The 18603-nt window shown below is 60.2% G+C and carries 18 protein-coding genes; 7 read left to right on the forward strand and 11 right to left on the reverse strand.

All coding sequences use genetic code 11. From position 1 onward, the window contains the following. Positions 1-97: 97 nt before the first annotated feature. Together ACIP66_RS17595 and ACIP66_RS17600 are read right to left on the reverse strand one after the other, a co-directional pair. Entirely contained in the window at positions 98-2230 is a 2133-nt protein-coding gene (locus ACIP66_RS17595; protein WP_400649495.1) for a TonB-dependent receptor, read from the reverse strand. 93 nt (positions 2231-2323) lie between these two features. Then, on the reverse strand, positions 2324-2713 hold the full coding sequence (locus ACIP66_RS17600) for a DUF2946 domain-containing protein (RefSeq protein ID WP_159815167.1): 390 nt from the start codon (positions 2711-2713) through the stop codon (positions 2324-2326). 95 nt (positions 2714-2808) lie between these two features. Here ACIP66_RS17600 and ACIP66_RS17605 point away from each other — a divergent pair, with 95 nt between their 5' ends. Further along, positions 2809-3249 (forward strand): DUF3995 domain-containing protein, encoded by a 441-nt coding sequence (locus ACIP66_RS17605; RefSeq protein WP_053120960.1) that lies wholly within the window; start codon positions 2809-2811, stop codon positions 3247-3249. A gap of 187 nt (positions 3250-3436) precedes the next feature. On the opposite strand, the gene ACIP66_RS17610 is transcribed toward ACIP66_RS17605, so the two are convergent. Further along, positions 3437-4051, reverse strand: coding sequence for a DNA-3-methyladenine glycosylase family protein (locus ACIP66_RS17610; RefSeq protein WP_400649499.1), 615 nt, complete (start codon positions 4049-4051; stop codon positions 3437-3439). Between the two features lie 38 nt (positions 4052-4089). Beyond that, on the reverse strand, positions 4090-5172 hold the full coding sequence (locus tag ACIP66_RS17615; protein ID WP_400649502.1) for a bifunctional transcriptional activator/DNA repair enzyme AdaA: 1083 nt from the start codon (positions 5170-5172) through the stop codon (positions 4090-4092). Positions 5173-5383: 211 nt separating this feature from the next. On the opposite strand from ACIP66_RS17615, the gene ACIP66_RS17620 reads away from it, so the two are divergent. Next, positions 5384-5797: a VOC family protein gene (locus tag ACIP66_RS17620; RefSeq protein ID WP_400649504.1), complete on the forward strand. Its 414-nt coding sequence runs from the start codon at positions 5384-5386 to the stop codon at positions 5795-5797. A gap of 3 nt (positions 5798-5800) precedes the next feature. Here the strand turns inward: ACIP66_RS17620 and ACIP66_RS17625 are convergent, their stop codons facing one another. Further along, on the reverse strand, positions 5801-6421 hold the full coding sequence (locus tag ACIP66_RS17625) for a LysE family translocator (protein WP_212545909.1): 621 nt from the start codon (positions 6419-6421) through the stop codon (positions 5801-5803). Between the two features lie 275 nt (positions 6422-6696). Between ACIP66_RS17625 and ACIP66_RS17630 the strand changes: the two genes are divergently transcribed. The 3 genes from ACIP66_RS17630 to ACIP66_RS17640 all read left to right on the forward strand — a co-directional run bounded on the left by ACIP66_RS17630 (position 6697) and on the right by ACIP66_RS17640 (position 10316). Further along, a complete protein-coding gene (locus ACIP66_RS17630; protein ID WP_400649507.1) occupies positions 6697-7311 on the forward strand; it encodes a biliverdin-producing heme oxygenase in 615 nt (204 codons plus the stop codon). Continuing rightward, a complete protein-coding gene (locus tag ACIP66_RS17635; protein ID WP_400649510.1) occupies positions 7308-9545 on the forward strand; it encodes an ATP-binding protein in 2238 nt (745 codons plus the stop codon). Before ACIP66_RS17630 ends, ACIP66_RS17635 begins: the two co-directional genes overlap by 4 nt. A 183-nt stretch (positions 9546-9728) precedes the next feature. Further along, on the forward strand, positions 9729-10316 hold the full coding sequence (locus ACIP66_RS17640; RefSeq protein ID WP_400649513.1) for a LysE family translocator: 588 nt from the start codon (positions 9729-9731) through the stop codon (positions 10314-10316). Between the two features lie 104 nt (positions 10317-10420). Here ACIP66_RS17640 and ACIP66_RS17645 read toward each other — a convergent pair whose 3' ends face one another. From ACIP66_RS17645 to ACIP66_RS17665, 5 genes are all read right to left on the reverse strand, one after another. Next, a complete protein-coding gene (locus tag ACIP66_RS17645; RefSeq protein ID WP_400649515.1) occupies positions 10421-11254 on the reverse strand; it encodes an AraC family transcriptional regulator in 834 nt (277 codons plus the stop codon). Between the two features lie 35 nt (positions 11255-11289). Continuing rightward, positions 11290-11793, reverse strand: coding sequence for a VOC family protein (locus ACIP66_RS17650; protein WP_053119343.1), 504 nt, complete (start codon positions 11791-11793; stop codon positions 11290-11292). Between the two features lie 92 nt (positions 11794-11885). Beyond that, positions 11886-14243, reverse strand: coding sequence for a TonB-dependent siderophore receptor (locus tag ACIP66_RS17655; RefSeq protein ID WP_400649541.1), 2358 nt, complete (start codon positions 14241-14243; stop codon positions 11886-11888). Between the two features lie 141 nt (positions 14244-14384). Further along, a complete protein-coding gene (locus ACIP66_RS17660; protein ID WP_400649518.1) occupies positions 14385-15362 on the reverse strand; it encodes a FecR domain-containing protein in 978 nt (325 codons plus the stop codon). Next, positions 15355-15879 (reverse strand): sigma-70 family RNA polymerase sigma factor, encoded by a 525-nt coding sequence (locus tag ACIP66_RS17665; protein WP_159815664.1) that lies wholly within the window; start codon positions 15877-15879, stop codon positions 15355-15357. Before ACIP66_RS17665 ends, ACIP66_RS17660 begins: the two co-directional genes overlap by 8 nt. A gap of 289 nt (positions 15880-16168) precedes the next feature. On the opposite strand from ACIP66_RS17665, the gene ACIP66_RS17670 reads away from it, so the two are divergent. Beyond that, on the forward strand, positions 16169-16420 hold the full coding sequence (locus ACIP66_RS17670) for a transmembrane sensor/regulator PpyR (RefSeq protein WP_212549246.1): 252 nt from the start codon (positions 16169-16171) through the stop codon (positions 16418-16420). 119 nt (positions 16421-16539) lie between these two features. Here ACIP66_RS17670 and ACIP66_RS17675 read toward each other — a convergent pair whose 3' ends face one another. Next, positions 16540-17208, reverse strand: a complete 669-nt coding sequence (locus ACIP66_RS17675) for a class I SAM-dependent methyltransferase (protein ID WP_400649521.1) — start codon at positions 17206-17208, stop codon at positions 16540-16542. A gap of 217 nt (positions 17209-17425) precedes the next feature. Between ACIP66_RS17675 and ACIP66_RS17680 the strand changes: the two genes are divergently transcribed. Continuing rightward, positions 17426-18541, forward strand: a complete 1116-nt coding sequence (locus tag ACIP66_RS17680; protein ID WP_400649523.1) for a sensor histidine kinase — start codon at positions 17426-17428, stop codon at positions 18539-18541. Positions 18542-18603: the final 62 nt, after the last annotated feature.

The following is an 18603-nucleotide window of genomic DNA, read 5'->3' on the forward strand; positions in this document are numbered from 1 at the left end:
CCTGTAGGAGCTGCCGAAGGCTGCGATCTTTTGATTTTGATTGTTTTAAAAGCAAGATCAAAAGATCGCAGCCTTCGGCAGCTCCTACAGGTTTTTTTTAGAATTTCGTTGCCACCGCCAATTCAAAAGTACGCGGCGTCCCGAGGTAATACGCCGGCGACACATGCGCAAATTCGGCATACACCTCATTGGTCAAATTGCGCACCCGCCCGGTCACGGTCGTGTGCGAATCGACTTTGTAGCTGAGGAAGCTGCCGAACAACGTGTACGACGGCACCGTCATCGTATTGGCCGTATCGGCAAACACCGACGCCACATACCGCGCATCAACCCCACCTTGCCATTGCGGCGAAAAATCATAAGTCAGCCACAGGTTCCCCACGCGATCCGGTACGTTGGTCGGCGTGTTGCCCTTGCGCGACACCACCACGCCGGCAGCGTTTTTCTCGGTGAAATCGTCGTACTGCGCATCGACCCAGGCGAAGTTGCCTTCGGCCAATAACTGGTCGGTGATCCGCAGCGAACTGGCGATCTCAATGCCTTTCGACGTTTGCTGGCCCACCGGAATGCTGCTAATCGGATCCAGTGGATCGGTCACGGCGAAGTCTTTGCGCTCAATCGTATACGCCGCCAACGTCGCCGAACCGCGCCCGTTCAGATAATCGAACTTGCTGCCGATCTCCCATTGCTTGCCCGTCGAGACGTCGAAGTCCTGGGTGCCGTTCGGTTGCTCGGCGGCGGTGCTGTATTGCACGTAAACGTTGGCCGACGGGATGAACTGGTACGTCAGGCCGGCGCGTCCGGTGAGCGGCTCCCAACTGCGCTTGAGGTGCTTGGGATTAGCGGCGGTCAACACTCGGTGGTTGGTCACGTCGAGGTCGATATCGTCATAACGCAGACCGGTGAGCAGCGACAGTTTGTCGGTCAACGCCAAGCGGTTTTCCATGAACAGCGCTTTGGTGGTGACCTCGTTGGTCTTGTCGCTGATCAACGCCGGGTTGGTGCCGGGTATGTCGTAGAAATGCCCCGGCCGGTAGTTGTTCGGATCAACCGTGCTGGCGCCTTTGACGTTCAGCGGGTAGTTGGTGGTCTGGTTGACCTTGTATTCGAAACCACCCGACCACGTCGTCTCAAGTCCCAACAGCGTGTTGTCGTGGCGCAGTTCGAACTGGTTGCCGTTCTGCTCGCCCTGATGGCGCACTTGATACGCGGTTGAGCGGTTCACCGCCGTGTTGTCGGCGTTGTACTGGTAGGTTTCGAGGTTGCGGTAATCGCGCTGGCTGTCGAGGTGATACAGCGTGTTGCGCAGGGTGGTGCTGTCGTTGATGCGGTAGTCGATGATCGAGCGAGCCCAGATGGTGCGCTGCTCGTAGCGACCATCTTCGACGTTGTAGTTGTTGAGGCGGTTGTGTTTGTCGATCTTCAGCTCGCCGGCCTTGGGATTGAGCACTGGGGTTCCCCAATACGGGCTGTCCTCGTGCTCGTCCTGGTATTCCAGCGCCAACGTATGTGACAGATCCGGCGTCAGGTCGCTAAGCAACGAGAACGCCACGCTCCAGGCATCGCGTTCCTGGCGGTCGATGTAGCCGTTGCTGGTGTTGTGGCTGACGTCGAGTCGGGCGTAGTGCTGGATGTCGGCGCTCGGGGCGGTCAGCGCATGGTTGAGGCCGAACGCGGTTTCGGTGGTGTCGTAAGTGCCGTAGCTGACCCGGCCTTCGATGGCTTGTTCATCGCGCGTGGCGAGTTTGGTCACGTAGTTCAGCGAACCGCCGACCGAGCCTGCGCCGTTGATCAGCGACGACGGGCCGCCGACCAGTTCCACCCGGTCGTAGATCCACGCGTCCACCGGTCGGGCGAGACCGCCGGAGACGTTGATGCCGTTGAACATCTGGGTGATCTGGCTGCTGGTGAAGCCGCGATAAGAGACGAAGCCGCCGAAACCCGGCGGCGCGCTGGCATTGACGCCGGGCAAAGTGTTGGCGGCGTCCTGGAAGTTCTGTGCGCCATGGCGCTCGATGTCGTTGCGGTTGGCGATGGCCACCGAGGCCGGGGTGTCGCGCACGCTCAGGCCGAGGCGCGAGGCCATGCCGCTGGACTGGTCGAGGCTCAGGCCCGGTTCTGCGCCGGATTCGCCATCGATGGTGATGGGCGCCAGATCCACGGTGGATTGCGCCCAGACGTTGACGGACAGGCAGCCGCACAGGCTCGCCAGCAAAGTGAGTTGTTTCATCATTGAATCCTGAATGCTTGTCTAGGCGTCAGCGCACAGGCACACGCCGCGCGTTGGCGCAGTGGGCTGACAGATCAAAAAAGGCAGAAACACTCAGGCGAGCGGTGGGGCGCGAGGGTTGGCCGAGGGCCAGGTGAAGCGGGCAGGGAGGTCGGCGCTGACGATGGGTGCCAGCGGCGGGCTGTGTTGCTCCGGCAGAACGGCGAGGGTCAGGCTGGAGTTGAACGCCGGGCCCATGCCGCCGCCGACCGAGCACAGCGGACAACCGAACGCCTTGGACAGGGTCGGCAGTTTTTCTTCGGTGGGGTTGTTGGCGATCGGCGCTTGCGTGGCCGGGTCGACCGTACAGAACTGGCCGCCGATACCGTTCAGCTGCATGCCGACCATTTGTCCGTGACCGATGCTGCAGGCGAACACGTTGAACAGGACGCAGCAATAGAGCATCCAGGCCAGCAGTGAGCGATCGGTACGGGAGAATTTCATGGGGCGGCACTTTACCGTACCGCCGATCGGTCGTGCACTTCAAAAAATGCCAACTAGGATGATTTGTTCAAATCCCTTTCCAAGGATTCTCGACCATGACCTTTGTGTTGGCTCAATGGCTGGTGACGGTTTTTGCGGTGATCGCCCTGGTGCATGTGTACTGGGCGCTGGGCGGGCAATGGGCGGCGGTGGCGGCCGTGCCGCAAGTGCCGGTGCAAGGTTTGGTGGCGACGGTGCGCCCGGCGTTCAAACCTTCCGGCTGGATCACGTTGCTGGTCGCGGCGGCGCTGTTGGTGATTGCGGCGCTGGTGTGTATGCGCGTGGGTTGGGGCTTCGCGCCGGTGCATCACTGGTCGCTGCAATGGGGGATCAGCGCGATTGCGCTGCTGCTGTTCGCCCGGGCGATTGGTGATTCGAACCTGGTGGGGTTTTTCAAAGAGGTCAAAGGCTCACGATTTTCACGGCTTGATACGTGGGTGTATTCGCCGTTGTGCGTGGTGCTTGGCGCGGGATTGCTGGCTGTTGCGTGGGTGTGAGCAGACGCCCACCCAGAGGCCGAACTCTCATTTCCACTGTAGGAGCTGTCGAGTGCAACGAGGCTGCGATCTTTTGGCTATTAAAAGATCAGGATCAAAAGATCGCAGCCTCGTTGCACTCGACAGCTTCTACAGACCCACAATCACACAGTCCCATGATTCCGCAGCACCTATAAGCGTTGGGGTTTCAGGGTTTGGCCACGCGCCATAGGTACCATGCGGCGACTGTGCGGTGCGGGCTCCAGGCCTGGCCGATGTCGATCATTTGTTTGCGTGTCGGTTGTAGGTCGAGGCTTTTCAAGCGCCGATAACCTTCACGCACGCCGAAGTCGTCCGCCGGCAGAATGTCCATGCGTTCAAGGCTGTAGATCAGCAGCATTTCCACCGTCCAGCGACCGACCCCGCGCAGGCTGATCAAGCGTTCGATCAGCGCCTCATCGTCCATCGCCAAGGCCGTCGCGTAATCCGGCACCACGCCGTCCAGCGTGGCTTGGGCGATCCCTTGAATGGTCGCGATCTTGCCGCCCGAAAAGCCGCAACTGCGCATTCGATCAAAGTCAGTCGCGAGGATCTGCTCGGGGCGCGGAAAGGATTGCCCGCCAAACAACCCCACCAGCCGCCCTACAATTGCATCCCCAGCCTTGGCGTGCAGTTGCTGATAGGCGATCGCCCGCACCAGCGACTCGTACGGATCACGCGCCGGATGCGGTTGATGCAGGCATGGGCCGACAGCGGCGATGTGCCGCTGCCAGTCTTCGTCGAGCGCGGCCAGAAACTCGCTGGCCGCATGATAGGAGAGCATGCTTTTCAAAAATTCCCTTTTGTTGATCGATCAATTGGTCAGAAGGCCAAGGGTTGCGTGAGCTGTACCGCGGCGTTTTCCAGCCTGAGCAGAAATGCCTTGCGCGGCTGTCCTCCACCATAGCCGGTGAGCGAGCCGTCCGCGCCAATCACCCGATGACACGGCACCACAATCGATAAACGATTGTGTCCGTTGGCCAGGCCCACCGCGCGACTCGCGCCGGGTTTGCCCAGCGCGGCGGCGATGGTGCCGTAGGTGCTGGTCTGCCCGTAGGGGATTTGCCGCAGCGCCGACCAGACCTGCCGGGCAAACTCGCTGCCGGGCAAATGCAGCGCCACGGTAAATTCGCTGAGTGTGCCGGCAAAGTACGCCGCCAGTTGCTGTTCGATCTGCTGCAGATGTCCGTTGTGTCCCGGCACGACCGCATAGCCGTAGCGGTTCTGCAATTCCTCGACTTCGCGGGTCAACGCCGGGCGATCAAGAAACTCCAGCAACACCAGCCCACGACGTTCGGCCATGGCGATCATCGGCCCCAGCGGCGTGGTCAGGCGGGTGAACAGCAACGGTTCACTCTGCGCCGCGCGCCCCGGCGTGATGTGGAATGACTTCTGAAACGCATCACGAAAACCGCTGAGCGATTCATAGCCCGAGTCGAACGCGGCGTGATCAATCGACGTGCCTTGCTTGATCCCGCCCAACGCCGTGCCCAATCGACGCGTGCGCAGCCAGGCATGGAAGGTCATGCCGAAATGTTGTTTGAACCAGCGCCGCAGCTTCAGCGGTTCGATGCCTTCGGCGAGCAATTGCGCATCGCTCCAACGCACCTCGGGATCGGCTTCGACTGCTTTGAGCAACCTCTGCACCCAGTCCGGCGCAATGGCGGCGGCGTCCAGCGGTTTGCAGCGCAGACAGGCGCGATAACCGGCCGACATGCATTCGTCGGCATGGGCGAAAAACTCGACGTTCTCCGGTTTCGGCTTGCGCGCCGTGCAGCTCGGGCGGCAGAAAATCCCGGTGGTTTTCACGGCCGTAAAGAACACGCCTTCATAGGCAGTGTCGCGTTCAAGCATGGCGCGAACCATTTCGGCGTGGGGCGGCAGGACAGCGGTTTGTATGTTCATGGCTTGAGAGTAAAACCAGATTGTCGATGGCTCCACCGAAAAATCGACAGTGAATTCCCACTTCACCTGAACTACCGTGTAGGAGCTGCCGAAGGCTGTGATCTTGATCGTTCCCACGCTCTGCGTGGGAATGCAGCCGCGGACGCTCCGCGTCCAAAGATCAAAAGATCGCAGCCTTCGGCAGCTCCTACACTGTGTGAGGCGTTGAGTTATGCATCCGTTTTCCATTCATCACATCGATCACATCGTCCTGCGCGTCAAAGATCTGCAACGCAGCATCGATTTCTACGGCCAGGTTTTCGGCGCCGAGGTGGTCAAGCGCAACGAGCCGCTGGGCCTGATCCATCTGCGCGCCGGCACCTCAATGATCGACCTCGTCGACCTGCAAGGCGAACTCGGCCGCAAGGGCGGCGGGGCGGCCGGGGCCGAGCGGCGTAACGTCGATCACTTCTGCCTGCGCATCGAACCGTTCGATGAAGCGGCGCTGACCGAACATCTGCAATCCTTCGGCCTGACCGTGGCCAAAGCCGAATCGCGTTTCGGCGCCGAAGGAAAAGGTCTGTCGCTGTATTGTTTCGACCCTGACGGCAATCAGGTCGAACTCAAAGGCCCGTCCGAGGCGTAAACCTCACGCACGTTTAGCCAGCAGCAGCACCGAAGCCGCCGCCGACAACAGTCCCGCGCAGCACCGATTGAAAATACGCTTGCCGCGCGGCTCGGCGAACCAGCGGCGCATGTGCAGGCCCATGTAGGCGTAGGCGCTGATGGCGATCCACTCCAGCGACAGAAACAGCACGCCCAACACGGCGAACTGTGCTGGCACCGGGCGGCCAGGGTCGACGAACTGCGGCAAAAACGCGGTGAACAACAGGATCGCTTTCGGATTACCGGCGGCCACCAGAAACTCCTGTCGCGCCAACGCCCAGAATCCCACCGAAGCCCCGGCTATTTCCTCCTCGGTTTCGGTGTTGGCGCGCCACAGTTGCCAGGCCATGTACAACAAATACCCCGCGCCGACGATCTTGATCGCCTGAAACAGCCATTCCGACGTCTGCAACACCACCGACAGACCGGCGCCCGCGAGCGCAATCATCCCGGCAAACGCCAGAATCCGCCCGACGCCCGCCGAGCAGGCACGCTGAAAGCCGTAACGCGTGGCGTTGCTCACCGACAGCAAATTGTTCGGGCCGGGAGCCATGTTCAGGGCGAAGCAGGCGGGGAGAAACAGCGACAGCGTGGCGAGATCCATGACAGCACTCCAGAAACCAGAAGCGCATTTTTATCACAGCCCCCGTGCGGCCCGACCCGTACAGTCAGGCAGTGCTGTCACGATACAGCGCCCGGCGGTACTGGCGAAACCGTTCGAACTTTTTACGAAATCTGAAACTCTGAAAGGTCAGAGGGCAGTGGTTTCGTCTGAAAAAGCTAGTCGTCGGGTCAGAAAAATGACCTGTGCCGTGTAAAATCCCTCGATGCTATGCCAACCCCGAATGGCCCCAGGCGGCCTCACCAAGAGCGATCTACATGCAAGCAAAGGCCCGTGAAGTTTATGTGCCACCGGTGCTGCAAGATCTGCGAGCCGGCACTGCCGACCTGCACATCGCGCTGGAAAAACGCCTTCCTTTTTTCTCCGACGCCCTCGATATTCAGGCTTTTCAACGGCTGATGCAGGCTTACTACGGCTTCTACCTGCCGCTGGAAAGCGCATTGCTGGACAGCCACTGCATCCCCGCCGATTTTGATCTGACGCCACGTCTCAAAACCGCCACCTTGCGCGGCGACCTGCAAGCGTTGGGCGTCGCGGATGAAGCGATCAACCGCCTGCCGATCTGTAGCCAATTGCCGCAGATCAATTCTGGCGCTAGCTGCCTCGGCATACTGTACGTGCTCGAAGGCGCAACGCTCGGCGGGCAAATCCTGCGCCGGGAAATTTCTGCGCGGTTAGGCCTGGAAGCCGATAACGGCGCGGCTTTTCTCGATGTCTACGGCGCCGCCACCGGCCGTCGCTGGCGCGATTTCATGGAATACCTGGGCAGTCGACCGATGGATGCGGACGAGCGCAAGGCCGTAGTGGCGGCCGCACACACCACATTCAGCTGTTTTGAGCGCTGGCTCGAAAGCCGGGAGGTACTGGCATGACTCCGCAAGACAAACAAGCCTTTGAAGAACTGCTGGCCAACTGTGCCGACGAACCGATTCGGTTCCCCGGCGCGATCCAGCCGCACGGGTTGCTACTGACCTTGAGCGAGCCCGCGCTGGAGATCATTCAGGTCAGCGCCAACGTCGAGAGCCTGCTCGGCCGTCCGGCGCTGGCGCTGATCGGTCAACCGCTGCAAAGCCTGATTGGCGATGAACACGCCGCGCAAGTACGCGAGACGTTGCAACAGCCGACGCTGTCCGACTCGGCGCCATTGCTGTTTCGACTCAACGACATGGCGTTCGAAGGCTTGCTGCACCGTCATCAAGGCGTGTTGATTCTCGAACTGGAAATCCACGTCGAAAACTTCCAGCCGCGTAACGTGGCGGGCAGCGAAACCCATTTGGGCCGCATGCTCCAGCGGCTGCAGGGCGCGACGACGTTGCAGGCGCTGTACGACATCAGCGTCAAAGAAATCCAGGCGATGACCGGTTACGACCGGGTGCTGATTTATCGCTTCGAAGAAGAGGGCCACGGCCAAGTCATTGCCGAAGCGTCCGATCCGTCGATGGAAGTGTTCAACGGTCTGTTCTTCCCGGCGTCCGACATTCCCGAGCAGGCCCGCGAGCTGTATCGCACCAACTGGCTGCGGATCATCCCGGATGCCGCGTACGAGCCGGTGCCGCTGGTGCCGAAGCTGCGTCCGGACACGCAAACGCCGCTGGACTTGAGTTTCGCCACGCTGCGCAGCGTGTCGCCGATTCACTGCCAATACATGAAGAACATGGGCGTGCTGTCGTCGATGAGTATTTCCCTGCTCAAGGGCGACAAACTCTGGGGCCTGATCAGCTGCGGCAACCGCGAACCGCTGCATGTGCCGCATGAATTGCGTGCCGCGTGCCAGACCATCGGCCAGGTGCTGTCGCTGCAAATCAGTGCGATGGAGGCGCTGGAAGTCAGCCGTCAGCGCGAAGCAAAAGTCGACGCGCTGGCGATGCTCAATCAAGCGATGATCGACTCGCCGCAGAATGTCTTCGACGGTCTGGCTAACCAGCCTGAAGTGCTGATGGCGCTGACCGGCGCCGGCGGCATTGCGATCATCGAAGACAAGCAATTGCACCGTTACGGCAACTGCCCGGAGCCGGACGAAATCCGCGCCCTGCACAAGTGGTTGCAGGACGGCGGCGAGGCGGTGTTCTCCAGTCATCACCTGGCCAGCGTTTACCCGCCGGCCGCGCACTATCAGCAAGTCGCCAGCGGCGTGCTCGCCATGAGCCTGCCGAAACCGGTCGACAACGGTGTGCTGTGGTTCCGCCCGGAGGTGAAGGAAAACATCAATTGGAGTGGCGATCCGCGCAAGCCGCTGGATCTGGAAAACTCTGACGCCGGCCTGCGGCTGCGCCCGCGTACGTCGTTCGAAATCTGGAAAGTCGAGATGGCCGGGATCTCCACCAAATGGAGCCACGGCGATCTGTTTGCGGCCAACGATCTGCGGCGTTCAGCGCTGGAAAATGATCTGGCGCGACAAGTGCGCCGCGAGCAGGAAGCGGTGCGTGCCCGTGATGAGCTGGTGGCGGTGGTTTCCCACGATCTGCGCAACCCGATGACGGTGATCTCGATGCTCTGCGGCATGATGCAGAAGGCCTTCAGCTCTGACGGCCCGCATACGTCGCGACGGATCTCCACGGCCATCGACACCATGCAACAAGCGGCCGGACGCATGAACACGCTGCTGGAAGACTTGCTCGACACCTCGAAAATCGACGCCGGGCGCTACACCATCACCCCGCAGAAGCTCGACGTCGGGCAGATGTTCGAGGAAGCGCAGTCGCTGCTCGCACCGTTGGCAATCGACAAGGACATCAGCATTTCCTTTGAGGCCGACGCGGATCTGAGCATTCATGGCGATCCTGAGCGGCTGTTTCAGGTGCTGTCGAATCTGATCGGTAACGCGATCAAATTCACTCCGCGTCTGGGCACCGTCGGCGTGCGTGCGAAGTCGGTGGGCGATGAAATTGTCTTCACCGTGCGCGACAGCGGCGAGGGTATTCCCAAGGAGAACCTGCCGCACGTGTTCGATCGTTACTGGACGGTGAAGGACGGCAACCCGACTGGCACCGGCCTGGGTTTGTACATCACCCAAGGCATCGTCGAGGCCCATGGCGGGCGGATCGTCGCCGAGAGCGAACCGGGGCAGGGCAGCGAATTCCGCTTCACCGTGCCACGCCTGGACTAACCCACAAAATCCCCTGTAGGAGCTGCCGAAGGCTGCGATCCTTTGATCCTGTTTTCAAAAGACAAGATCAAAAGATCGCAGCCTTCGGCAGCTCCTACAGGGGCAGGGGCATTTTCTTCAATACTGGGGATCGGACGCTGGTTAGGGTGGGCGCCTTGTTCCTTGTTTTGAAGCAGGTGTGCGATGAGTCTGATTGTTTCGATGGCGGCGTTTGCGCTGGCGGCGTCCATCACGCCGGGGCCAGTGAATATTGTGGCGTTGAGTTCGGGGGCGCAGTTCGGCTTTCGCGCCAGTCAGCGGCATGTCGCCGGGGCCACGTTAGGGTTTGTGTTGCTCTTGGTGCTGATGGGGTTGGGGCTGCATGAAGTGCTGCAGCTGTGGCCGTTCCTGACCCGCGTGGTGCAACTGGCCGGGGTGGCGTTTTTGCTGTTCATGGCGTGGAAACTGGCCACCGATGACGGGCAACTGAACGCCAAGGATTCAGCGCGGGCACCGTCGATGCTGTACGGCGCGGTGATGCAATGGCTCAACCCCAAGGCGTGGCTGGCCTGTGTAGCGGGGATGGGCGCGTTTGTCGCCGATGGTGAGGCGCGGTTGGTCTGGCAGTTTGCGGCGGTGTACCTGGTGATCTGCTATGTGTCGGTGGGTTGCTGGGTGTATGCCGGGACGTTCTTGCGCGGGTATCTGAGCAATGCGGCGGGGATGCGTTGGTTTAACCGGGTAATGGCTGGGCTGTTGGCGATCAGTGCGGGGTATTTGTTGTTGCCCTAAACCTTGAAAGGCAAAAGATCGCAGCCTGCGGCAGCTCCTACAAGGGAATGAGTACACCCTGTAGGAGCTGCCGAAGGCTGCGATCTTTTGATCTTGCCCCAACTTCAGCCACGATATTGGCCGGGGGTTGCGGCCAGGTGTTGTTTGAACGCGCGCTGAAAATGCGCTTGATCAGCAAACCCAGCCTCCAGCGCCACATCGGCAATCAACTGCCCGCCACGCAAACGCTCGCGGGCAAACTGGATGCGCTGATTGACCAAAAACGCATGCGGTGTCATGCCGTAATGCTGCTTGAACGCGCGGATCAAATACGACGGTGACAGCTGCGCCGCCGTGCAAATATCCTCAAGGCTGAGCAGTTCCGTGCAGTGCTCCCGAATAAAATCCGCCGCCCGTTCCAGTTTGAAATTCGGCTCGCGCAACGCTTGCCCGGCAGGGTTCAGGCGCCATTGCAGATCGCTGAAAAACTCCACCGCCGTGCTCTGTTTACGCAGCACATCCTGCTGATCGTCGACCAACACCTCGTACAGCGCCATCAAGCCGCGAAACAGCGCCGCATCCTGCAAGTGCGTGGCGGCAAACCGGCGAAATTCCAGATCCTCACCAAACCCCAACTGATGCTGCAAATCCGTCAGCCACGGCGTCTCGACGTACAGCATCACGTACGACCACGGTTGATCATCAATCGGATTGCAGGCATGCACGTCGCCCGGATTCATCAACACCACCGTGCCCGCCGCGACCTCGAATTGCGCCTGTTCATGCACATAAGTACTGCGCCCGGCAGTGATCGCGCCGATGGAAAAGTGCGCGTGGGAATGCCGGGCGTAACAGACTTCGCGACCATCGGCGATGGCCCGCGCTTCGATAAAGGGCAGGGCGTCGTCGCGCCAGAAGCGCGGGGCTTTTTCAGGGTTTTTGGCGGCAGCGTGTTTCATTATGGTTATTCCCGGCAGGCCAGTGCCCGAGTGTATTAGCTCTGGCCGGCAAAGGCCCGTTCCAGTTCGGCAATGTCGAGTTTTTTCATTTTGAACATCGCCTGCATGGCCCGCTGCGACTTGCTGGTGTCGGCGTCCAGCATCATTTGCATGAACGCCACCGGGACGATTTGCCACGACACGCCGAACTTGTCCTTGAGCCAACCACACTGCTGCGCCTCGACCGGGCCGCCCGCAGACAGTTGGCCCCAGAAATGGTCGACTTCTTCCTGATTCTGACAATTGACCTGAAACGAAATCGCTTCACTGAACGTGAACATCGGCCCCCCGTTGAGTCCAGTGAAGGTATGGCCATCGAGCTCAAAACTGACGGTCATCACCGCGCCTTCCGGCTTGCCGTGAAATTCCTGACCGACCTTGCTGTAGTGGGTCAGGCCGGTGATTTTCGCGTGATCGAAGATCGAGCAATAGAACTTCGCCGCCGCTTCGGCCTGATCGTCGAACCACAGGCACGGCGTGATTTTTTGAAAGCGTTGCATGGCAGTCATCCTCGGCAGGTTAGACACGCTGGACTTTCAGCGTAGACAGTCCTTGGTCGAATGGCAGTGCCGTAGATCGACAAGTCGCGGCGTCAAAAATCCCAGCGCGCCGCCAGTTGCAGGCTGCGCGGTTCGCCGTAGAAGCCGGTGCCGAAGTTGCCGAGGCCGGTGTAGTAGGTTTTGTCGAAGAGATTTTTCACATTGAGCGTGGTGCTCAAATGTTCATTGAAACGGTAGCGTGCCATCGCGTCGACCAGGTAATAACTGTCCTGAGTAATGCGCACGTTCTGATCGGCACCGGGCTGGAACACGTTGCCGAAGAATTCGCTCTGCCAACTGACGCCGCCGCCCAGGGTCAGGTTTTGCCAGACACCGGGCAGGCGATAGCTGCTGAACAGGCGGACTAACTGCTCCGGCGCGGTGGTTTGCAGGATCGAGGCATAGACCGGATCGCCGTTGGCATCGCGTGTGTGGTTGTAGGCGTAACCGGCGGAGAGGTTCCAGCCGTCGGCGACTTCGCCAGCCAGTTCCAACTCGAAACCTTTGGTGGTCGCGCCTTGCACCGCGCGATAAACAGCCTGCGTGTCGAAGCCGCTGACCTGCTCGGCGACGTTGTCCTGCTCGATGCGAAACACGGCAAAACTGGCGTTGACCCGACCGTCGAAATACTCGGCTTTTATCCCCGCCTCATAGCTGTCGCCTTGCACCGGGTCGAGCACTTGGCGCGCGGCGTCCTTGCTCAGTTGCGGCTGATAAATGCGCGTGTAACTGGTGTACAGCGAGTAAGTATCGTTGAGGTCGTAGACCGCGCCGGCGTAAGGCGTGACCACCCCGGTCTGGCGGTAGCCATCGCACACATCGACCGTGGCCGGGTCGCTGTAGTCGAGGTGGTCGCTGGCGGTGAAATCACTGACGCGTCCGCCGAGGATCAGCGCCAGGTCGTCGCTGACCTTGAAGCGGGTCGAGACGTAGGCGCCGGTCTGGCGCTGGCTGATGTCGTCAATGCCGATCTGCGGGATATCGGGTTTGGCGAACTCGCCGTGCCAGTCGAAGATACTGCCGTCCAGCGGCGGATAAACCGAGCCGTACACCGGGTTGTTCTGGCGAGTGTTCATCGACATGAAACCGACGATCATCTGGTGCTCGCGACCGAACAACGAGAACGGCCCGCCGAGGTTGAGATCGACGTTGTCCTGCACCTCGTCGCCCTTGAATTTGCCCATGTAGAGGAACATGCCATCGCCGGTCACCGGATCTGGATTACCGCCGCTGGCCGAGCCGAGCAGGGTGTCGTGCTCGCGGTGTTTGCGGTCGTAGCTGAGTTTCAGCGTCCAGTCGTTTTTCAGTTGTCGGGCGACGGAAGCGAACAAGGTTTGGTTGCTGAAATCGCGACGGCTCCAGTCAGTGGCCGGGTTGAACGAGCGAGAGAAATTCGTCCGCGAACCATCGCTGTAGAACATCGGAAAACCCGTCCAGCTCGCGCCGCGTGAGCGAGTGTTTTGCTGGTCGAAACCGAAGGTCAGCAGAGTGTCCGGACTGAGATCGGCTTCGACGATGGCGTAGGCGATGTCCTTGGTGTTCTGGTAGTGATCGGCGTGGGCGCTGCGCTCCTGATGAACGCCGACAAAGCGTGCACGCAGGTTGCTGTTCAGAACGCCGGAGATATCGGCTTCGCTGCGGTAGTTGTCCCACGACCCGACGCTGCCACTGAGCGAGGCTTTGAACGCCGGAGTAGGGCGTTTGCGGATCAGGTTCACCGTGGCCGAAGGGTCGCCCGAACCGGTCATCAATCCCGTCGCGCCCTTGATGATTTCAACGCGGTCGAAGGTTGCCATGTCGGTGCTGGTGGTGCCGTAATCGTAGACGCCGTCGTAGTCGGTATTGACGCCGTCGTACTGGAAATTGGTGATCGGCGCGCCACGGCTGGAAAACTCCCAGCGCTCGCTGTCGTAGTTCTGCACGCTGATCCCCGGTGCACGGCGCAGCACATCGGCGATGCCGTTGGCGCCTTGGTCATCGATTTGCTGGCGGGTGATCACGGTCACCGATTGCGGGGTTTCGCGCAGCGACAGCGCCAGTCCGGTAGCGGATGCGCTGACGCCGGTGGTGTAGGCGTGAGTGTCCTCGGTGATCGCGCCGAGGGTTTTGCCGTTGATGGTCGTGGCGTCCAATTGCAGCGGATTTGCAATGGCTGTGCTGCGCAAAACGTAACCGCCGCCCATTTGCCGCTGAGCTTGCAGGCCGCTGCCCTTGAGCAGGATTTGCAGCGCCTGTTGTGGCGTGTAGTCACCGCTGAGGCCGGGGCTGCGCTTGTCCGCTGCAAGGTCATTGTGCCCGGCGATAAACACGCCGCTTTGTTCGGCGAAGCGGTTGAGCACTGTGACCAACGAACCGGGCGCAACCGAATAATGCTGAATCTGCCCCTCCGCTAACGCACACATCGCCGGCATGGCAGACGCCAGGGCCAAGGCAAAACGAGTGCGGGCGAGGGTAGAGCGCAACATGGAGTTCCCGGGGCAATCAACGAAATGAGGGGGCTAGTGGTTAACCAAATGAACCCGCCAAAAGGGAACCGCGATATGAAAAAAACCTCAGGCTTTCGGCCCGACGCTGACCCACCAATCGAAGGTTTTGTTGATGCGGATCGGCAGCGCCGCTTCCAGCAGACGCAAGGCTTGATCGGTGTCCTTGAGCGGGAATGAACCCATCACCGGCAGCGCGGCCACGACCGGATCGCAATGCAGATGCCCCGCTCGATAGCGGCTGAGCTCCTCGATCAACTTGCCCAGCGGCAGGTTATCAGCCAGCAACACACCCCGGCGCCAAGCCTCGCGGGAGGGATCGGCAGCGCTGGTGATGTTCATTCGTCCCGTGCTGAAGTTGATTTGCTGGCCGGCCTGAATCACGGCGGTTTCGCCCTGACGATTAGTGGCTTCGACTGCACCTTCGTAGACATTCAGTACGGTGTTGTGCTCGTTCTGCCGTACGCTGAATCGCGTGCCCAGCGCACGCATGCGGCCATGTTCGGTCTCGACCCAAAAGGCTCGGTCGAGGTCTTTGGCGGTGTCGATCAGCACTTCGCCGGCGCGCAGTTGCAGCAGGCGCTGGTGCGCATCGAAACGCACATTCAGGGCACTCAAGGCGTTGAGCCAGATTCGGCTGCCGTCGCTTAACGTCGTTTCGCGGGTTTCGCCGGTGCCAGTGGAAAGGTCGACAGTCAACCGCTCGACTGAATCAATCAACGGCGTGTTGCGTCCGATTGCCCATCCGGCCATGCCGGTCGCGGCCAAAATCAACAAACCTTTGAGCGACTGACGACGGCTGATCGACGTGCGCGCGCTGCTGCGCAAGGTGTGGCTGACGGCTTCAGTCTCTTGCTGCAACGGCGTAAAACGCTGGCCAACCCGTTCGATATAACGCCAAGCCGCCTGATGCTCAGGGCTTTGTGCCAGCCAGGCCTGCCAGCGCAGATGTTCCTGTTCGGCGACCGGCTCGTCATGCAATTGCACGTACCAGTGCGCCGCTTGTTCGAGGCTGGCGTGGCTGAGTGTTTGCGTGGCGTTATTCAATCAGCAGACCATCGAGTTCGGCTTCAAGAATGGCGCAATGCATCATTGCCTGCGCCAGATATTTCTTGATCATCCGCTCGCTGACGCCGATCTGTTCGGCGATCAGTTTGTAGGGCATGCCGTGCAATTGCGCGAGGATGAACGCGTCGCTGACCCGCTGCGGCAGGCGCTGCAGCATGGCGTCCACTTCCAGCAGGGTCTCGACGATGATCGCCTGTTGCTCGGGCGAGGGCTGCAGGGCCGGCGGGCGATTGGCGAGGGTTTCCAGCCAGGTCTGTTCCAGTTGCCGACGGCGCCAGTGATCGACGCACAAGCCGCGGGCAATGGTCGCCAGATAAGAGCGTTCGTGGACTTCGCCGTTGAAGGTTTGCGGACGCTTGAGCACGCGGATGAAAGTGTCATGCGCAAGGTCGGCGGCATCCATTGCGTTGCTCAGGCGCCGACGCAATAGCTCGTGCAGCCAGCGGTGATGGCTGAGGTAGAGATTCTGCACGAGTGAGGTGTCGGCGACCGTCATCAGAGCAAGCGTCCAGAGCGACCGTTACGGGTCTAAATAGGAATGGGTCGCGATTAAAGCAAAAGGACGCAGGTCGCGCAAATGATATTGGTTTGCTTTTAGGCGATGGCGTTGATGGTTTGAGCTGAATGCAGTCTTAATGACAACTACCCGAGTCAAAAAGACCTTTATTGATCTGTGTCAATTTGACTCTGGTTTTTGCAGGTGGCTGATTTTGTTGAATTATAAAACTGGCACGAGACTTGATGTGGTCAAGGTACAAAACTGAACAGCCCAGGAGTCCGTCACCATGCTCACTTTCTTCGAAAGCCCGCTGAACGTTCTGCACCTGTCGAGCAAAGTCCTCGTCGCCGGTCTGGTCATGTTGTTGGCTGGCATCTACGGCGCGTACTTATATGACGGCCACATGCCGATTGCGCTGCTGGTGGCGATGCACGCGCTGACTATCCTCGGCCCGACCCTGATCAAAATCGGCTACGTCATGCGTTTGTTGGCGCAGTATCGTCTGCGCGGCCCGCGATTGATCCTGCAAACCGCGTAACCCTTGTAGGAGCCGAGCTTGCTCGCGAAGGCGGCGTATCAAGCAACACAGGCTCAAGCTGTGCCGACGCCTTCGCGAGCAAGCTCGGCTCCTACAGGGTTAGCGGTGTTTTTTGGATATCAGTTGCGCTCAGCCACCATCAGTAGTGACTGCGGCACCGGGCTTTGCGGGTGCTGCGGTTCTTGTAGGCTGACCAGCCGCAACCCGGCCATGTCGAGCGCATTGAACCAACTCGACAACGTGCGGAAATACCACGGCATCGGCTGCCACTGGCCCTTGAACCCGGCGAACGATTCTTCGCGCCAGCCGTCCTGATAATCGCCTGCCGCAACGGCCCATGGGTGCAAGGTCTGGATGATCAGGGCGCCGCCCGGAGCCAGCAGGGCATTCATCGCAGCCAGCAATGGAATGATGTCCTGATGCAGCAGCGAAAAATTCGCGCAGATCAAATCGTAATCGCGGCCGACATCAACCTTCGCCTCGACCAACGCGTCGTAGTCAGCGACATGCACGGTGCAAGTGCCGGCCAGACGTGCCGCGTCCACCAGCGTCGCATCGCCATCGACGCCTACCGCCTCAATCCCCCGATCCGCCAACGCCCGCAGCAACCAGCCTTCGCCGCAACCCAGATCAAGCACACGCGCCGGCTGACGCCCGATGATCGCCAGTAGAACGGCTTGATCAGTCACCTGCTGCCGGCTCTCAATGGCACCGCTGCGGATGACGTCGATCCACGCGTCGGCGTTGGCGTGCCAGCTCTGTAGCAGGGCGGATTCAGGGGTGGGCATGTCGGTCTCCGACAGGGTTGAAAGAAAGCAGTCCGGGACAACCACAGTATGGACGCCGCGCCGCATTCAGCGAGCTTACCAACGGGCATCAGTCTGCACGGCGGGCAGGTACCGATTGCGTGTATGCTCTGCTCCTTTCCTGTCTCACTCCGCACGCCTGCATTCGATTCCTTGCGTTTTGAACCCATGGCGCGCGCCTCCCTATGCTGGAGCCCTAATGATTTCGCAGAGCTTCATCGACCCGTGCGACTCGTCCGAACGTCTTGCCGTGCTGCACGGCTATGAAATCCTCGATACCCCACGCGAAGCGGATTTTGACGAGCTCGTGAGCCTGGCCGCCGCCATCTGCGACGCGCCAATTTCGGTGATGAACCTGATAGACCGCCACCGCCAGTGGTTCAAGACGGAAACAGGCTTGGGAATCCGCGAAACACCCTTGGACGTTTCCATCTGCCGTCACGTCCTTCTGCAGCCCGGCATCACCGTCATACCCGATCTGCGCGCTGACCCGAGGATGAGCTCCAACCCGCTGGTGACGGCCGATGAGGGTTTGCGCTTCTACGCCGGCTGCTTGCTGGAGACGGCGGAAGGCTACGGCCTCGGGACGCTGTGCATTCTCGACCGACACCCGCGACAGCTGAGCCCGCAACAGCAAATCGCCCTGGTGACGTTGGCCAAACAGGTCATGGCGCAAATGGAGCTGAGGCGCTCGCTGCGGCAGAAAAATCAGCTGCTTGAGCAAAAGGACATGCTCCTCAAGGAAATCAACCATCGGACGAAGAATCACCTGCAACTGATCATCGGGCTGATCCAGCTGCAAATACGCCAATTGGCAGATCCCGTCGCCCGCGCGGCACTCGTCGATACCAGCCGGCGGATCATGAGCATCGCCGCCGTCCACGAAAAGCTGTATCAGGCCGATCAAGTGGAAACGGTCAACGCAGGTATTTATCTGGCCGAGTTGATCGATGGGCTGCGCGGTTCAGCCTCGGCGCAAACACGCTTCGTGATCGACCTGGACGACGTCATCCTGCCGCTGGACAAGGCGATCCCGTTGGCGCTGGTGCTCAACGAACTGGTCACCAATGCCCTTAAATACGCCTACGCCGACAAGTCGGCGGGGGACGTGTTTATCGAGCTGAAGGCGGCTGCTGGTCAGGTGCTGTTGAACGTGACGGATAAGGGCGCGGGGCTGCCTGCGGGGTTTGATCTGAAACAGCATTCGTCCGTGGGAATGAAGATCATCAAATCCCTGACCCGCCAACTGCGGGGCGAGATGTCGATGCTCAATATGAGCCCGGGTTTGCAGTGTTCGCTGAGATTTCCGTTTTAAGGCCATAAGTATCGCCTTGCAGGTCGTTGAGGTTGGCGCGGGACATTGATGAGAATCTCTCA

The sequence above is a fragment of the Pseudomonas sp. NPDC088429 genome (assembly GCF_044753305.1).
Taxonomy (GTDB): domain Bacteria; phylum Pseudomonadota; class Gammaproteobacteria; order Pseudomonadales; family Pseudomonadaceae; genus Aquipseudomonas; species Aquipseudomonas rustica.

Excerpts from the sequence above, each read along its gene's own strand:
- ACIP66_RS17675 (WP_400649521.1), bottom strand. The coding sequence starts at position 17,208 with ATGCCCACCCCTGAATCCGCCCTGCTACAGAGCTGGCACGCCAACGCC.
- ACIP66_RS17635 (WP_400649510.1), top strand. The coding sequence starts at position 7,308 with ATGACTCCGCAAGACAAACAAGCCTTTGAAGAACTGCTGGCCAACTGT.
- ACIP66_RS17600 (WP_159815167.1), bottom strand. The coding sequence starts at position 2,713 with ATGAAATTCTCCCGTACCGATCGCTCACTGCTGGCCTGGATGCTCTAT.
- ACIP66_RS17605 (WP_053120960.1), top strand. The coding sequence starts at position 2,809 with ATGACCTTTGTGTTGGCTCAATGGCTGGTGACGGTTTTTGCGGTGATC.
- ACIP66_RS17625 (WP_212545909.1), bottom strand. The coding sequence starts at position 6,421 with ATGGATCTCGCCACGCTGTCGCTGTTTCTCCCCGCCTGCTTCGCCCTG.
- ACIP66_RS17680 (WP_400649523.1), top strand. The coding sequence starts at position 17,426 with ATGATTTCGCAGAGCTTCATCGACCCGTGCGACTCGTCCGAACGTCTT.
- ACIP66_RS17650 (WP_053119343.1), bottom strand. The coding sequence starts at position 11,793 with ATGCAACGCTTTCAAAAAATCACGCCGTGCCTGTGGTTCGACGATCAG.
- ACIP66_RS17615 (WP_400649502.1), bottom strand. The coding sequence starts at position 5,172 with ATGAACATACAAACCGCTGTCCTGCCGCCCCACGCCGAAATGGTTCGC.
- ACIP66_RS17670 (WP_212549246.1), top strand. The coding sequence starts at position 16,169 with ATGCTCACTTTCTTCGAAAGCCCGCTGAACGTTCTGCACCTGTCGAGC.
- ACIP66_RS17630 (WP_400649507.1), top strand. The coding sequence starts at position 6,697 with ATGCAAGCAAAGGCCCGTGAAGTTTATGTGCCACCGGTGCTGCAAGAT.
- ACIP66_RS17655 (WP_400649541.1), bottom strand. The coding sequence starts at position 14,243 with ATGCCGGCGATGTGTGCGTTAGCGGAGGGGCAGATTCAGCATTATTCG.
- ACIP66_RS17595 (WP_400649495.1), bottom strand. The coding sequence starts at position 2,230 with ATGAAACAACTCACTTTGCTGGCGAGCCTGTGCGGCTGCCTGTCCGTC.
- ACIP66_RS17645 (WP_400649515.1), bottom strand. The coding sequence starts at position 11,254 with ATGAAACACGCTGCCGCCAAAAACCCTGAAAAAGCCCCGCGCTTCTGG.
- ACIP66_RS17620 (WP_400649504.1), top strand. The coding sequence starts at position 5,384 with ATGCATCCGTTTTCCATTCATCACATCGATCACATCGTCCTGCGCGTC.
- ACIP66_RS17665 (WP_159815664.1), bottom strand. The coding sequence starts at position 15,879 with ATGACGGTCGCCGACACCTCACTCGTGCAGAATCTCTACCTCAGCCAT.
- ACIP66_RS17640 (WP_400649513.1), top strand. The coding sequence starts at position 9,729 with ATGAGTCTGATTGTTTCGATGGCGGCGTTTGCGCTGGCGGCGTCCATC.
- ACIP66_RS17610 (WP_400649499.1), bottom strand. The coding sequence starts at position 4,051 with ATGCTCTCCTATCATGCGGCCAGCGAGTTTCTGGCCGCGCTCGACGAA.